Origin of the sequence: Vibrio sp. Vb1026, assembly GCF_033338745.1 — a bacterium.
Classification (GTDB): domain Bacteria; phylum Pseudomonadota; class Gammaproteobacteria; order Enterobacterales; family Vibrionaceae; genus Vibrio; species Vibrio alginolyticus.
Genome location: NZ_JAWOTH010000001.1, coordinates 26,405 through 39,724 on the forward strand (window position 1 = coordinate 26,405; position 13,320 = coordinate 39,724).

The following is a 13,320-nucleotide window of genomic DNA, read 5'->3' on the forward strand; positions in this document are numbered from 1 at the left end:
GTTTTTTACTTTTGAACTTCTTGAATAAACAAGCTCATCTCTTCAAGATAATTGCCGTTTGAGCATCCCCAGTCGGTGACCTCAATCAACTCAGTAACTAACTGTCCAGACTCATCATCTTGCACTCTCTGCACAAACGCTTCAAAACGTTCCAGTTGTGCCTGACTCTTAACGCCATGCACGGCATATTCTACAAGCAAGCCGTTGTACGTCTGCCAGCGCTGATCGCCCGCAACATCATTGCTTAAAATCACAGAGCACTTTTGTTGAATGCTTTCAACCGCATCATTTCTTGGTGGCGCGACTGTGGAACATCCAACTAAAATCGTACCTACCGCCAATAACGTAACTTTTGTCTTATTTATCATATCGTTTCCAACTGTATCGCCACGATATGGAAATCTTATTACACCTGATAAGGATCATCGATAGCGCACCGCAGATTAATTATTTAATAAACTGTAAACTCTATACCAGTCTTAACACTGCAAGCTCATAACTCCTATTAACTCACCCAAATGTAAACAAATAGTAAAATCACCTTTACGCGATGCAAAATCGACAAATGAGATTAGCGTTCCTTTCTCGCGACCAAGCGTGCAATAATCAACTGTCTACATAACGAAACCATTTGAAGGATCAAAATGACCGCAACGGATTACCTCAACGACCTCAATCAACGTTACCTTGCGATTCACCGCACCAAAGAAGATTTCTTTTGGGAAACTTACATGGGGATCAGCGATGACCATGATGGCTCGACGCAAGCACAAACGGCATGGACAAGCTTTTTAAGCAACGCCGAGCAAATTACTGCCATCAAACAACAACTTGAAGCCGCGGACTCAATTACCGACCCACAAGAGAAACAACAAACCATTACGGGTCTATCTGGTTGGCTGGCGATGTTTGAATCTCACGCTATCGAGGGCGAAAAAGCACAAGCGTTGAAAAATCAGCTCATTGCCTTTGAAGCTGAGCTCTTCGAGAAAAAACAGAACCACGTACAAACATTTACCGATGAGAACGGCGAGCAAGTAGAAGGTTCACTTCCAGTATTAAGCTCAACCATTCGCACCAGCAATCATGAAGAAGTTCGCCAATCGGCTCATCAAGCGTTGCTGAACCTTGAACAATGGCTACTGCAAAACGGCTTTATTGAACTGATCAAACTGCGCAACCAGTTCGCTCGCTCACTGGATTATGCGACTTTCTTTGATTACTCCGTGCAAAAAACGGAAAAGATGAGCACTGAGCAGCTATTCGAGATTTTGGAAGATTTCGAACAACGCACGCGAGATGCGCACCTAAACAGCTTAGAAAACTTGGCGAAAGAGAAAGGCGCAAGCGCACTAGCAGGCTACAACTTTGTTTACTCATTCGCGGGTAACGTTATGCGTGACCTTGACCCATACGTGCCGTTCTCAAAATCTCTGAGACGCTGGGTAGAATCATTTGGTCGCCTAAATATTGATTACTCTGGCGCGACGCTAACGCTGGATTTACTAGATCGCAAAGGTAAGTACCCGAACGGGTTCTGCCACGGCCCTATCCCTTCTTTCTATAATCAAGGCGAATGGGTCGCAGCGCAGGTGAACTTCACCAGTAATGCCAAACCAGACCAAGTGGGCAGTGGCTACGATGGCATTAACACGCTGTTCCACGAAGGCGGCCACGCAGCACACTTTGCGAACGTAAAAATGAACGCGCCTTGTTTCTCGCAGGAGTTTTCGCCGACGTCAATGGCTTATGCAGAAACTCAGTCGATGTTCTGTGATAGCCTGTTAACCGATGCCGATTGGCTAAAACAGTACGCACTGGATGATGAAGGGAATCCGGTTCCTGATGAGATTATTCAAGCGATGATCAACAGTCGTCAGCCATTCAAAGCTTATGAAGAACGTAGCATCTTGGTTGTGCCGTACTTTGAACGCGCGTTATATCAACTGAGCGATGACGAGTTAACGCCAGAACGCATCACTAAGCTGGCTCGCGATTGTGAAAAACAGATCCTTGGTTTGGAATGCAGCCCTCGCCCACTGATGGCGATTCCACATTTGCTATCCGACGAAGCAGCTTGTGCGTATCAAGGTTATCTACTCGCGCACATGGCGGTGTATCAGACCCGTGCATACTTCCTTGAGAAGTTTGGTTACCTGACGGATAACCCAGAAATTGGCCCACTGCTGGCAAAACACTACTGGCACGCAGGCAATCACTTGTCGCACAACGAAACCATTGTCAGCCTGACTGGCGAAGGCTTCAATGCCAAATACCTTGCAGACGTGTGTAACCTGTCGCCAGAACAGGCATGGGAAGTGCAGCAGAAGAAAATCGACTCACTTGCGACGCGAGAGCGAGCATCAGTCGCTTCACTGAACGCCGCGATTAAAGTCGTCGACGGCAGTAAAGAGCTGGCAAGCAACGCCATCTCTGACGAACAAATGTGTGACGATTTTGAACGTTACATCGTAGAGACTTACGGTCGATAACACGCAGAAAGCCAGGAGCTCGCCTTCTGGCTTTTTATTCTTTAGCTAATGCAATAAGAAGGAAGATCCATGTACCAAGAAGTCATCAAATTTTGGTTCGAGGAGCTATCGCCCCAAAATTGGTTTGAAAACAACCCAGAACTGGACAAGTGTATTGCATCGCGATTTGCCTCGGTATTAGAACAAGCCGCTCGTTGTGAACTGTTTAATTGGCGTAACAGCGCACAAGGACGATTGGCCGAAATCATCGTCCTCGACCAGTTTTCACGTAATGTGTATCGCAACACCCCAAAAGCGTTTGCACAAGACCCACTCGCATTAGCATTGGCTCAAGAGGCAATTCGGTTAGGTTACGACAAAGAATTAGCGCCTGAGCAGCTAAGCTTTTTGTACATGCCGTTTATGCACAGCGAATCTCGCCTCATTCATGTCCAAGCTGAAAAATTGTTTCGCGCATCAGGGCTTGAAAATAACTACGATTTTGAGCTAAAACACAAAGCCATCATCGACCAGTTTGGGCGCTATCCTCATCGCAATGCGATATTGGGAAGAAAGAGCACTCCCGAAGAGTTAGCATTTTTGCAACAACCTGGGTCAAGTTTCTAAATAACAATGAATAATGAGTTAACCATGAGAGACCACGCAGTATGCTGGCCATGCTTGCTAAAACTAGACGGCGACGATGAGCTGATCTATACGCATTCCCAGTCCGACTTGGACTCTGAATGCGAAGCCCTCATTTTTGGGCAAGATGATTACGTTATTGACTCAAATGGCAACACGTTCGAATTGAAAAACAATGGTTCGAACACCACTCTTTTACACCCAAAAGAACGAACGCTGTCCGTAGAAGAGGTTACGTCATTAATCCAATCGCATGAATTCAGCCTCGCGCAACGGTGCATTATCAAGATTCATTTCACCTCGGTGAGGCAAGCTGTTGAGGCCTTAGCTCACTAACTCAATCCCAACATGTACAACATTAAATAAAATTATCATTTTTATAATTTATGATAATTTCATGTAATCAACATCACGCCATATACTCTCCCACATCGAAACAAGACAACGTTCAAACACACATGTTGGGAGCAAACAAATGAAAATGAATCATGTCGGTATTATGGTCGGAGATATGGACAAAGCGGTTGAGTTTTACACGCAAGCGCTAGGTCTAAAAGTCGTTATGGGCAACACGAAAGTGATTGAAGAACGCGAAACGGCAATTGGCAGAATGTGTATTGCGGTCTTTGGGGAAGGCTTTAAAGGCTTCAACATTGCGCACCTTGTGACAAGTGATGGCATCGGCCTTGAGTTATTCGAAATGAAAGAGCGTCAAGAGCGCCATGAAGTGGATTTTTCTCGCATCGGTATCTTCCATTTCTGTTTGCAGACAGACGATTTTGAAGGTGCTATCAAACGCACCGAAGCACTAGGTGGCAAAGTTCGCATGGACATCATGCGTTACCACCCAGAAGACGATAATAAGCCTGCGAAAATGGTTTACCTAGAAGACCCATTCGGCAACCTATTCGAGCTTTACTCACACACTTACGAAGAAACTTACGCTTCTGATTACGAGTAATAGCCCCATCCATATTCCAAAAGGCTAGCAATACGCTAGCCTTTTTTGTTTGCTTTGAGTTGCAGTGTTTCTGCACTCGCTCTAGAAAAAAACATCTGGAATTTGATCATTTCTCTCACCACTTTTAAGGTCACTTTATACTAACCTCAACACAATGCAAAAAGGAGTGAAGCATGCCCACCAAAAATCCAATCGCCATCAAAGCGCTTGATCATGTTGTATTAAGGACCTGTAACCTCGATGCTATGTTGCATTTCTATCGAGACATTTTGGGCTGCCCTGTCGAACGCGAAGTAACGGAACTTGGTTTAACTCAACTTAGGGCAGGTAACGCATTGATTGATGTAGTGACGGTAGACAGCGAATTGGGCCAACTCGGCGGTAAGCCACCAGTTCAAAATGGTCGTAATATTGACCATTTTTGCCTGCAATTGGCGCCTTTTTCCGAGGATGAATTACTGGAATATCTGCGTGCGCGCGGCATTGAAACCGAAGAGTTTGCGAAGCGGTATGGCGCACAAGGGTTCGGTAGATCACTCTATATACATGATCCGGAAGGAAATGTCGTCGAGTTAAAACCTCAAGTGATTGATGAGTAAGCGAGTAAAAACCTTGTTATATTTTTAAAATAACAAGGTTAACTTCTCAAATAATTATTGAAGTAAGAACATATTATTAAGTCAAAATTCTAGCTGGCTCACCTATTTCTTTTTCTCGCCACCACTGTTTATTTATATGTTCTTGATGAACGTAAAAACTCTCCCCCGGCATTGGCGTCAGCAGCGTTATATGTTCTTTTTGACAATGGGCAAGCAAATCTAAAATCGGTTCGTCCCAACGGTGAGTAAATAGCTCGTATGTAGCCCAATGTACGGGCAACAGTTTTTTCGCATTTAAATCGTGAAACGCTTGCACGGTATGGTGAGCCTGCATGTGTCCCCAGTTTTCGACCGGATAACCTTGGCCTTTCACATCAGCAGCCACTTCCAAACAGGCAATGTCGATTGGTCCACATCGCAGTGCGATCTCGGAAAAGTGCGAATCGTAAGCTGAATCGCCACTAAAATAGAGCGTCTCTTCTTTGCCTTTGATGACCCAAGAAGCCCACAGGGTCGAGTTTTTATCGAAATAAGTACGACCCGAATTATGGTTAGCAGGCGTACAAATCAGTTCGATTCCGGCATAGTGCACGCTATCCCACCAATCGAATTCCACGATGTTGTCTGCGCAAACGCCCCACTTTATCAGATGCTTGCCAACCCCTAAGGGTACATAAAAAGTCACGGGTTTATCGGCGTAGAAACGTATGGTCGATGCTTCTAAATGGTCGTAATGATCGTGCGAAATCACGATAATTTCAGGAATCGGCAAACAATCTCTGGCATGGGTATTGGGAATATTGCGTTCAAACCACGCTTTTGCGATGAACGGAGAAGCGTAATCAAATACCGGATCAGTCAGAATTCGAATGCCATCGACCTCCACCAGCATGGTGGAATGGCCCAGCCAAGTAACGCGCATCGATTCACTTCTCTGCGCAAACTGCGTAGGTTGAATTGGGAAATGTGGCAGATGTTCGTTAGGACTCAATGGCGTTCTACCACCAAGATAGCTCCAACACACCTGCCAGAATGATTGCGGGCTAGGGATATTTGGCATCTCGTTTTTAACGCGGCCGTTTTCAAATTGAGGCGAGTGGTGAACACGGTGCGCCAACTGCGCATGATAGGTTTGAGGGGAAATCAGTGAACTTGGCTTTTGTGTCTTTTGTTCACTCGTTAGGTATGTGCGCTTAAGTATCGTTTCAGACATATCGTAGTTTTGTCTCGCTTGCGAACGCTCAACAGTAGGTTTATTAAAACGTGCGTGTATGTCTATTTCGTGACCAAAATGAGGTGTAAGATGAAGATTCAGTTTCAATCAAACGTTTTCTATATTAAGGAAGCGGTTCTCAAACCTTCTGAATACTGCGTCGGTTTGAAAGGAGAAAGCTATGGTGACTTGCAGCCAATACGATTTTATTGAAATCGCCTGTATGTTTAAGCTCCCTATCGAGATCACACTAAAAAATGGTGAAACTCATCAGGGCAACGCGTTCGACACAGGCTACGACATGCAGCGACAAGAGTGCTTGTTTTTAGATATGGATGGTGAGCACACCGCCTTCCCGACTGAACAATTAGTCGCAATGCGCGCGCTCAAAACCAATCCGCATTTTGACGAAGTGACATTTGAGTAAACGTCCTTCTTTCACTGGCACTGTCCAATAAAAAACGCCTCTCAAGCTGACACAACTTGAGAGGCGTTCTCTTACACTATTCACCGGAACTTCATGTTATTCACGCGACCGAATGAAAACCAGCATCGGCATCATGATCACGAACATCACTCCCACAAGCTGGAAGGTGTGCACAAACGCGACCATTTGCGATTGCTGCTGCAACATCTGTTGGTATTGGTCTAACGCAACCGGGTCGGTAATAGAAAGCCCCTGATTGGCCGCCCAGTCATGCAAGTTAGGATTATAAGGATTAATACCCTCTCCCAGCGCATGCCATTGCTGCTGACTATCACGATATTGGAACGTGGTGGCGATAGAAATACCAAACGAGCTACCAATGGTACGGAACAGATTGTAAATACTCGCCGCCGCAACAGATTGCTCTTTCGGAATCGTTAAATACGCCAAGGTGGATAGCGTCGAGAAGGTTAAACCAAGCCCCATCCCCTGAATCATACTCGGCATCACAATCCAAAATGTATCGATCTGCAGTGAGTACTGCGTCATCAAATAGCTACCAATCCCGATGCAGCTCAAGCCAAAGACTATTTTGATTCTGGGATCGAATTGCGGATTGAGCTTAATCACCAAAATCAACATCGCCGCTGACGCCAACCCACGCGGTGCCATTAATAAACCAGTGGTTGAGACCGGATAATCCAGCAAGCTTTCCAACAGCATTGGTTGTTGAGTCGTCAGGCCAAACATCGCCATCGACACCACGGCAATCATCAATGACGAGACCATAAGGTTTCGGTCTTTCAGCAGCCACAATGGCGCTATTGGACTTTTAGTTTTCCAACTGCGATAGATCCACATCACCAATCCCATGACTGCGAGCAATATCGCCGTCTGAATCATGCGTGAGTCGAGCCAGTCTTCTTCATTCCCTTTATCCAACACAAACTGCAACGCGCCCACACCTAACGCCATGTAACCGATGATCCACCAGTCAAAGTTAGGTTTGGATTTGTTGTCGATGTGGATATAGCGATAAATCAAAGAGGTACAGATCAAACCGAATGGCAAGTTGATGTAAAAAATCCAGCGCCAGTTAATGTTGTCGGTGATCACACCACCCACAACTGGGCCCAAAATAGGACCAAGCAAAATGCCGATGGAGAAAATCGCCATCGCTTTGCCTTTTTGCTCATACGGATAAATCTGCACTAACGTCGACTGCGCCAATGGAATCACCGACGCGCCGAAAGCGCCTTGGATAATGCGAAATAGCACCATCTCTTCAAGAGACTGTGCTTGCCCACAAAGCGCACTGGCAATCACAAAGCCGACCACGGCAACCAGCATGACTTTGCGTTCACCAAAGCGCGACACCCAGAAACTGGTCATCGGAATGAAGATCGCTTCCGCCATGCTGTAACCCGTCAGCACCCAAGTAATTTGGTCTGCCGTTGCGCCCAACGCGCCCATCATGTGCGATAGCGACACGTTCGCAACGGTCATATCGATTAACACCATGATGGCAGAAAGCATCACGGCGACGGTGGCAATCCCCCGTTTGTCTGCCGTAATTTGGTGGCTCATTGCACGCTACTTTGCAAATCAATGGTGACTTCTGAGCTCGCACCCACGCGAAGTTGCGGCGCATCGGCCGGTACTTCTAATGCCAAACGTACAGGGAAACGCTGTTTGATTTTAACCCAGTTACCCGTTGCGTTTTCTGGTGGCATCAAGGAGAACGATGTACCACTCGCAGGCGATAGTTGTTCTACCGTTGCTTTCCACACCACGTCTGGGTACATATCAATCACCACATCCGCATGCATACCAGGTTTGATGTGAGTAAGATCGGTTTCTTTAAAGTTCGCGCGTACCCAATAGCTGTCTTTTAAAATCACAGGGAACAGCGTTTGACCCACGCTAACGACCGAGCCTACGTGCGTATTGATCTCACCGGCAATGCCATCCACTGGTGACGTAATGTCGGTGTAGCTCAAGTTCAGCTCTGCTTGCGCTAACTGTGCTCCCGCTTGTTGAACAACCGCAGCCTCTGCGCCTTCTTCACCACGGTTCGCAATGGCTTTTTCTACCGTCGCGCGCGCTTGCTCCAGGCTCGCTTGGGCATTGGCTAGTTTGTTTTTTGCCGTATCTAAATCTTGGTCCGACGCCAGTTTGCGTTTCACCAAGGAATCCGTACGTTTGTACTCCACTTGCGCTTCTGTCAGGTTAGAGCGCGCCGCATCTAAGCCCGCAACGGCTTCAGTTACCTGCTTATCGGCAACGTCATGTTGCTGGACCGCCAATTGGTATGCCGCTTTTGCTTGCTTCACTGCCAACAAATATGGGCGTGAATCTATCTTCAGCAGTAGGTCACCTTTGTTAATAGATTGGAAGTCTTTGACATCCACAGAAACCACTTGGCCTTTTACCTGAGGCGCTACCGACAAAATTTTTGCCCTAACGTAGGCATCTTCCGTGCTTGGGTGACTGTCTGAATACTGCCAAGACCAATACATCGCACCAAATGCGATAACACAGAGAGTAAAGAAAAGAGTTTTTACCAGCTTAGATCTGGAGGAGGAATGCTTTGCGATGTCGTCGCTCATTTATATTGTCCACTTGTTCAATTATGTGATCAGTGTAGGACTTTTCGATCTTCCGACAATAAAATGATCTGCAAGGTAAAGATCCAATTTTGCATGTTGCTAAGTGGAGTAAATGATGTGCAATCAAAACGAGGATAAAAAAGAGGGGCAGTCCCCGTAACCGCCCCCAAAGTCATGCCAATAATAGTAATGTGCGTGTAACTACTGGTTTTTCTTAGAACTTGTAACCGCCGCTGATCATAAATACCCAAGGGTTAATTTTGACGTCGGTTTTTTGCTTCTCTCCACCTGCTTTGTAAGTTGCTTCTGTTTCAATGTTTGCGTACCACGCAGCAGCGTTGAGGAACCATTGATCGTTGATCATGTAGTCCACACCAATATTCGCTGCTAGACCGAATGAGTCATCCAACTTAAGATCTGAAAGACCAGCGCCTTTACCCGTGCTATTGAAGCCCTCATCAAAGAACATGGTGTAGTTGAGACCTGCACCCACGTATGGACGGAACTTACTTTGTGGCTCGCCAAAGTAGTACTGCACCATAAGCGTTGGTGGAAGGTGTTTGGTGTCCGCGATATCACCAAGACCTAACAAGTCTGTTGAAATATCGTGGCTGAATGGTGTTGCTGCTAGAAGCTCTAAACTGATGTTGTCTGTAAACATGTAGCCAAACGTCAAACCAAGCTGCGTATTTGAATCCACTTTCAATTCTTCTTGAGAACCAAGAATCTTATCGCTGCTGTCGTTTGGAACGACAGACGCCGCACCAACACGAAGAACGAAGTCACCTTGTTTATGAGCGAAAACACTTGGTGACACGAGTGCAGCAACCACTGCTAGACTGCAGATTGTTTTTTTCATTTTTATTTCCTTTCGTAGGGCTTCGTTATGTCGTACCCAAAGGGGTGCCTGCTAACTGATCTGAGATTTCAAGTAAACTCAGCGCCTTGAAGCACACGGGTATCTATATCTTTTTGAGCTGTGCGCAATCTAGCACATAGAAACCCTACTATTTTGATGGAAATCAATTTGTGAAAAATATAGGTTTTTTGTATGGAGAAACGCCATATTGATCAACAAATTATGCAAATAGGATACAATTCTGTAATGCAAACTGTGCGTGTGAGTTGCCATGCATACCCATAAATGCGAATCCTCTCGTTAAGGCTCGTAGCCAGCAAAAACTTTTTTCGTCCTCTACGTCTTCTATTTTCAAAAAACAACCCACTTAAAACGCTCGTTTGCCCCCTTAAAATCGCGATTTGAGGGGTTTGTAAAGCACTGAAATACAAGAAGTTATTTTTCTGGAAAATCAGTCACTTGGAGTGCTAGTCTGCTCGCAGCTAAGGAGAAGACATGTTAAAAACCGATCTCATTTTTGAACGAGAAAACTTTTCTCATCACGATTTTCAGAATGCTACCTTTAAAAACTGCCACTTTTATATGTGCTGTTTCGACCATGCCGATCTGCGCGATGCTAAGTTCATCGACTGTCGCTTTATCGAATCCAAAGCGCTAGAAGGGTGTAGTTTTCGCTTCGCGAACTTAAAAGACGCCAGCTTTACGAACTGTATGTTGGCGATGAGCCTGTTTAACGGCGCAAATTGTATGGGCTTGGAGCTGCGTAAGTGCGATCTCAAAGGGGCAAACTTCCAAGGTGCGAACTTTGCTAATCGCATCAGTAACACCATGTTTTTCTGTTCTGCTTTTATTACTGGCTGCAACCTCACCTACTGTAACTTCGAACGAGTGTTACTAGAAAAATGTGACCTCTTTGAAAACCGTTGGAACGGTGCGAACCTCGCAGGGGCAACTCTCAAAGGCTCGGATTTATCTCGCTGCGAATTCTCGCCAGAACAATGGGGAACCTTTAACGTTGAGCAATGTGATCTGACTCATGTCGAACTAGACGGGCTGGATGTTCGCCGCGTTTCTCTGTTTGGTGTTAAAATTTGTGATTGGCAACAAGAGCAATTGCTTGCGCCTTTTGGACTGATCATTCTCTAAGGAAAGGCCATGAACCTGTTTAAAGACTTACCGAATAACCTCGACGAGGAAGTGTTCGAAGACCTGCTGACCCACAAAAACCTGCGTATAGAACGCATTGTCTCAACGGGGCAAACCTCGCCCGAAAGTGGCTGGTACGATCAAGAAGAACATGAATGGGTCTTGGTTCTTAAAGGAGCTGGAGAGCTGACTTTTGAATCAGGTGTAGTGCAACGACTTGAGGCAGGCGATCACGTTACGATTCCAGCTCATACCAAACACAAAGTGAGCTGGACTGACCCAACGCAAGAAACCATCTGGTTGGCGGTGTTTTATCAATAAACACAAAACGATCTTAAACCCAAAAATAGGCGCTGAGTTTGCTCGATACTACTAAGCCGTCACTGGCACTGTTTGATTTTGATGGCACCATCACCCGAGAGGATATGTTTAGCCTTTTCCTCCACTATTCTGCTTATGGCCTGCGCAAACGAGTAGGAAAGGTCGCTATCATGCCATTTTATGCGCTGTACAAACTCGGAGTGTTACCCGCTCGTGTTATGCGCCCTCTCAGCAGTTTTATTGCATTTTCAGGGAAAGAAACGCAGAAAATTGAAGCGATTGGCACTCAATTTGCCCATGAAGTGATCCCGCTGTACTTACGGCCAGAAGCGATGGAAAGGCTGGCTTGGCATCAACACCGAGGCGATACCATCGTAGTGGTGTCGGCATCACTCAATGCGTATCTCAAGCCTTGGTGTGAAGCGAACGGTTACCACTTGCTGTGCAGTGAACTGATCTCAGAGCAGCCAAAACTGAGTGGCTTTTACCAGCAAGGTGATTGCAGTTTAGAAAGAAAAGTCTCGCGCGTGAAGGCGGCGTTTTCGCTCGACGAGTTTGCGTCTGTTTATGCCTACGGTGATACACACGAAGACATTCCGATGCTCAAACTGGCAGACTACGCGATGCTCAACTGGAGCGAGTGGAGAGCAAGCGAATAACGATATGTGCTCTGATTTTCAAGACAACCACTCGACCAAAGTGATCGTTTTAGGCTAAAAAAACAAACCCTTCTCACATGAGAAGGGTTTTATTGATCAGGGCCCGAATAACTGGCTTAACGCCATACCCCCCATTGACCCGTTGTGCCTGGTTCCTCACCAGACGTCCACCACTGAGCGGTCCATTCTTTACCGTTGTGCGTCACCACATCACCTTGGTCGTAAACAGCCGTCTTGTCCCACAAGTTGGTTGGTTCAACTGGTGGCGGTACATCCGCTTTGATCAGTGACAACGCATAACTGAAGTCTGCGCTTGGCGCTAATACTTGGTTCGCATTCACGTTGTTACTATCGAACATGTAGTGGTTCATCTCTTGATGCCAAATGCCCACGTACCAATCGCCCGTTTGCTGCGCGTTAAATTGATCCGCAATTTCTGCCGCCCAAGTCGTCGTATTGTTTGCGCTGATTGGCAGTGAAATATCGACAATTTCATTGCCTGTCGCATTAAACGTACGGAAACGGATGGTGTCACCCGCTTCTACTGGTCCGAAACCTTGCTGAACAAAGTAGCCTAGAGATGTCAGATTATTGCCCGGTTCGGTTGGATCAACAGGGTCAGTCGGTGGCGTCGTGCCCGTTCCGTTTAACGTAATGTCACTACAGTTGTAGAAACCTTCCCCAGCGACATCAATACGCTGCCAACGAGTGTAAAGTACCGCATCGCCCGAACGATCAGCAGGGAAAGTCACCTGAATACGGTAGCGTTTTTCCGCATCAACATACACATCACCTGCGGTGTCGATCAGCTCTAAATCACTCCAAGTAAGAGGTTTTGAATCATCATAAGTTGGCTTGGTGAGATAGAATTCCCAGTATGATGGGTTGTGCGGCGCTTTGCCGTAAAACACCAATTCAATCTGGTTATTTGCATCTGGCGTAACATTGGTGCGCTGCCAGTTTGGAGAAGGAATGTTCAAGCCTTTCTTAGCTGTATCGCCAGCAGAACATAGCTCACCGTCGCGAACCACGGCTTTCACATGCTCCATATCTCGGTAATTTGGTACGTTTGCTGCAATTTCGCTGCGTTGCACAAACGGGTACGCACCAGATTCTTCAAAAGCCGCTTTACACGCTTGGTTAGGGATCTCGTTGGTCCAAAAGCCACCGTCTAAATAACACGTATTTTGACGAGCACTTGGAAACTCTACCCAGCCGTGGGCGTTGACGTTAAATGAGCTCAATGCGGCAACAGCGCTTAAGCTCAAAAGAGGAAGTGTTACATGTGATTTCATCGTTCATCCTTAATTTTGCTGACTCGCCGCTCTGAAACACAAGCGGTTTAAGCAAAACTAGCAGGATGGGATTATTTAGAAGGTGAGAATAAATATGGAAATTGTAAGAGTGCCA

General features: G+C 46.2%; 15 protein-coding genes. 9 read left to right on the forward strand and 6 right to left on the reverse strand.

Annotated elements, in window-relative coordinates:
• Positions 1-5 precede the first annotated feature (5 nt).
• Positions 6-368 (reverse strand): hypothetical protein, encoded by a 363-nt coding sequence (locus tag R7E47_RS00145; RefSeq protein ID WP_017634365.1) that lies wholly within the window; start codon positions 366-368, stop codon positions 6-8.
• Positions 369-644: 276 nt separating this feature from the next.
• Here R7E47_RS00145 and R7E47_RS00150 point away from each other — a divergent pair, with 276 nt between their 5' ends.
• The 5 genes from R7E47_RS00150 to R7E47_RS00170 all read left to right on the forward strand — a co-directional run bounded on the left by R7E47_RS00150 (position 645) and on the right by R7E47_RS00170 (position 4,676).
• Positions 645-2,492, forward strand: coding sequence for a M3 family metallopeptidase (locus tag R7E47_RS00150; protein ID WP_318083489.1), 1,848 nt, complete (start codon positions 645-647; stop codon positions 2,490-2,492).
• 69 nt (positions 2,493-2,561) lie between these two features.
• Positions 2,562-3,098: a DUF924 family protein gene (locus R7E47_RS00155; RefSeq protein WP_017821016.1), complete on the forward strand. Its 537-nt coding sequence runs from the start codon at positions 2,562-2,564 to the stop codon at positions 3,096-3,098.
• A gap of 24 nt (positions 3,099-3,122) precedes the next feature.
• Positions 3,123-3,452 (forward strand): DUF4144 domain-containing protein, encoded by a 330-nt coding sequence (locus R7E47_RS00160; protein WP_033907198.1) that lies wholly within the window; start codon positions 3,123-3,125, stop codon positions 3,450-3,452.
• A 139-nt stretch (positions 3,453-3,591) separates the two neighbouring features.
• Positions 3,592-4,077 carry a VOC family protein gene (locus tag R7E47_RS00165; RefSeq protein ID WP_005374344.1) on the forward strand — a complete coding sequence of 162 codons (486 nt, stop codon included), beginning with the start codon at positions 3,592-3,594 and terminating at the stop codon, positions 4,075-4,077.
• 173 nt (positions 4,078-4,250) lie between these two features.
• On the forward strand, positions 4,251-4,676 hold the full coding sequence (locus R7E47_RS00170) for a VOC family protein (protein WP_017634369.1): 426 nt from the start codon (positions 4,251-4,253) through the stop codon (positions 4,674-4,676).
• A 76-nt stretch (positions 4,677-4,752) separates the two neighbouring features.
• On the opposite strand, the gene R7E47_RS00175 is transcribed toward R7E47_RS00170, so the two are convergent.
• On the reverse strand, positions 4,753-5,889 hold the full coding sequence (locus tag R7E47_RS00175) for an MBL fold metallo-hydrolase (RefSeq protein ID WP_318083491.1): 1,137 nt from the start codon (positions 5,887-5,889) through the stop codon (positions 4,753-4,755).
• Between the two features lie 181 nt (positions 5,890-6,070).
• Between R7E47_RS00175 and R7E47_RS00180 the strand changes: the two genes are divergently transcribed.
• Positions 6,071-6,316, forward strand: coding sequence for a Rho-binding antiterminator (locus R7E47_RS00180; protein ID WP_005374351.1), 246 nt, complete (start codon positions 6,071-6,073; stop codon positions 6,314-6,316).
• A 96-nt stretch (positions 6,317-6,412) separates the two neighbouring features.
• Here the strand turns inward: R7E47_RS00180 and R7E47_RS00185 are convergent, their stop codons facing one another.
• The 3 genes from R7E47_RS00185 to ompW form a co-directional block, all read right to left on the reverse strand.
• The gene (locus R7E47_RS00185; RefSeq protein ID WP_017634371.1) at positions 6,413-7,903 is read right to left on the reverse strand and encodes an MDR family MFS transporter; all 1,491 of its coding nucleotides are present in this window, start codon (positions 7,901-7,903) and stop codon (positions 6,413-6,415) included.
• On the reverse strand, positions 7,900-8,925 hold the full coding sequence (locus R7E47_RS00190; RefSeq protein ID WP_054575254.1) for an HlyD family secretion protein: 1,026 nt from the start codon (positions 8,923-8,925) through the stop codon (positions 7,900-7,902). The genes R7E47_RS00185 and R7E47_RS00190 overlap by 4 nt, the downstream gene beginning before the upstream one ends.
• A gap of 214 nt (positions 8,926-9,139) precedes the next feature.
• Positions 9,140-9,784 carry an outer membrane protein OmpW gene (ompW, locus tag R7E47_RS00195; protein ID WP_064354457.1) on the reverse strand — a complete coding sequence of 215 codons (645 nt, stop codon included), beginning with the start codon at positions 9,782-9,784 and terminating at the stop codon, positions 9,140-9,142.
• A gap of 495 nt (positions 9,785-10,279) precedes the next feature.
• On the opposite strand from ompW, the gene R7E47_RS00200 reads away from it, so the two are divergent.
• Genes R7E47_RS00200 through R7E47_RS00210 form a run of 3 tightly spaced genes read left to right on the forward strand, consistent with a single transcriptional unit; the run spans position 10,280 to position 11,910 of the window.
• Complete coding sequence (locus R7E47_RS00200; protein ID WP_005383283.1) at positions 10,280-10,930, forward strand: Qnr family pentapeptide repeat protein; 651 nt, start codon at positions 10,280-10,282, stop codon at positions 10,928-10,930.
• A 9-nt stretch (positions 10,931-10,939) separates the two neighbouring features.
• On the forward strand, positions 10,940-11,251 hold the full coding sequence (locus R7E47_RS00205; RefSeq protein ID WP_005383281.1) for a cupin domain-containing protein: 312 nt from the start codon (positions 10,940-10,942) through the stop codon (positions 11,249-11,251).
• A 38-nt stretch (positions 11,252-11,289) separates the two neighbouring features.
• Positions 11,290-11,910, forward strand: coding sequence for an HAD-IB family hydrolase (locus R7E47_RS00210; protein ID WP_033907205.1), 621 nt, complete (start codon positions 11,290-11,292; stop codon positions 11,908-11,910).
• A 116-nt stretch (positions 11,911-12,026) separates the two neighbouring features.
• Here the strand turns inward: R7E47_RS00210 and R7E47_RS00215 are convergent, their stop codons facing one another.
• Positions 12,027-13,205 carry a lytic polysaccharide monooxygenase gene (locus tag R7E47_RS00215; RefSeq protein ID WP_053308042.1) on the reverse strand — a complete coding sequence of 393 codons (1,179 nt, stop codon included), beginning with the start codon at positions 13,203-13,205 and terminating at the stop codon, positions 12,027-12,029.
• Positions 13,206-13,320: the final 115 nt, after the last annotated feature.

Coding starts and splice junctions, on each gene's coding strand:
- R7E47_RS00160 (WP_033907198.1), top strand. CDS start 3,123: ATGAGAGACCACGCAGTATGCTGGCCATGCTTGCTAAAACTAGACGGC.
- R7E47_RS00180 (WP_005374351.1), top strand. CDS start 6,071: ATGGTGACTTGCAGCCAATACGATTTTATTGAAATCGCCTGTATGTTT.
- R7E47_RS00190 (WP_054575254.1), bottom strand. CDS start 8,925: ATGAGCGACGACATCGCAAAGCATTCCTCCTCCAGATCTAAGCTGGTA.
- R7E47_RS00175 (WP_318083491.1), bottom strand. CDS start 5,889: ATGTCTGAAACGATACTTAAGCGCACATACCTAACGAGTGAACAAAAG.
- R7E47_RS00215 (WP_053308042.1), bottom strand. CDS start 13,205: ATGAAATCACATGTAACACTTCCTCTTTTGAGCTTAAGCGCTGTTGCC.
- R7E47_RS00155 (WP_017821016.1), top strand. CDS start 2,562: ATGTACCAAGAAGTCATCAAATTTTGGTTCGAGGAGCTATCGCCCCAA.
- R7E47_RS00200 (WP_005383283.1), top strand. CDS start 10,280: ATGTTAAAAACCGATCTCATTTTTGAACGAGAAAACTTTTCTCATCAC.
- R7E47_RS00185 (WP_017634371.1), bottom strand. CDS start 7,903: ATGAGCCACCAAATTACGGCAGACAAACGGGGGATTGCCACCGTCGCC.
- R7E47_RS00205 (WP_005383281.1), top strand. CDS start 10,940: ATGAACCTGTTTAAAGACTTACCGAATAACCTCGACGAGGAAGTGTTC.
- ompW (WP_064354457.1), bottom strand. CDS start 9,784: ATGAAAAAAACAATCTGCAGTCTAGCAGTGGTTGCTGCACTCGTGTCA.
- R7E47_RS00145 (WP_017634365.1), bottom strand. CDS start 368: ATGATAAATAAGACAAAAGTTACGTTATTGGCGGTAGGTACGATTTTA.
- R7E47_RS00150 (WP_318083489.1), top strand. CDS start 645: ATGACCGCAACGGATTACCTCAACGACCTCAATCAACGTTACCTTGCG.
- R7E47_RS00170 (WP_017634369.1), top strand. CDS start 4,251: ATGCCCACCAAAAATCCAATCGCCATCAAAGCGCTTGATCATGTTGTA.
- R7E47_RS00165 (WP_005374344.1), top strand. CDS start 3,592: ATGAAAATGAATCATGTCGGTATTATGGTCGGAGATATGGACAAAGCG.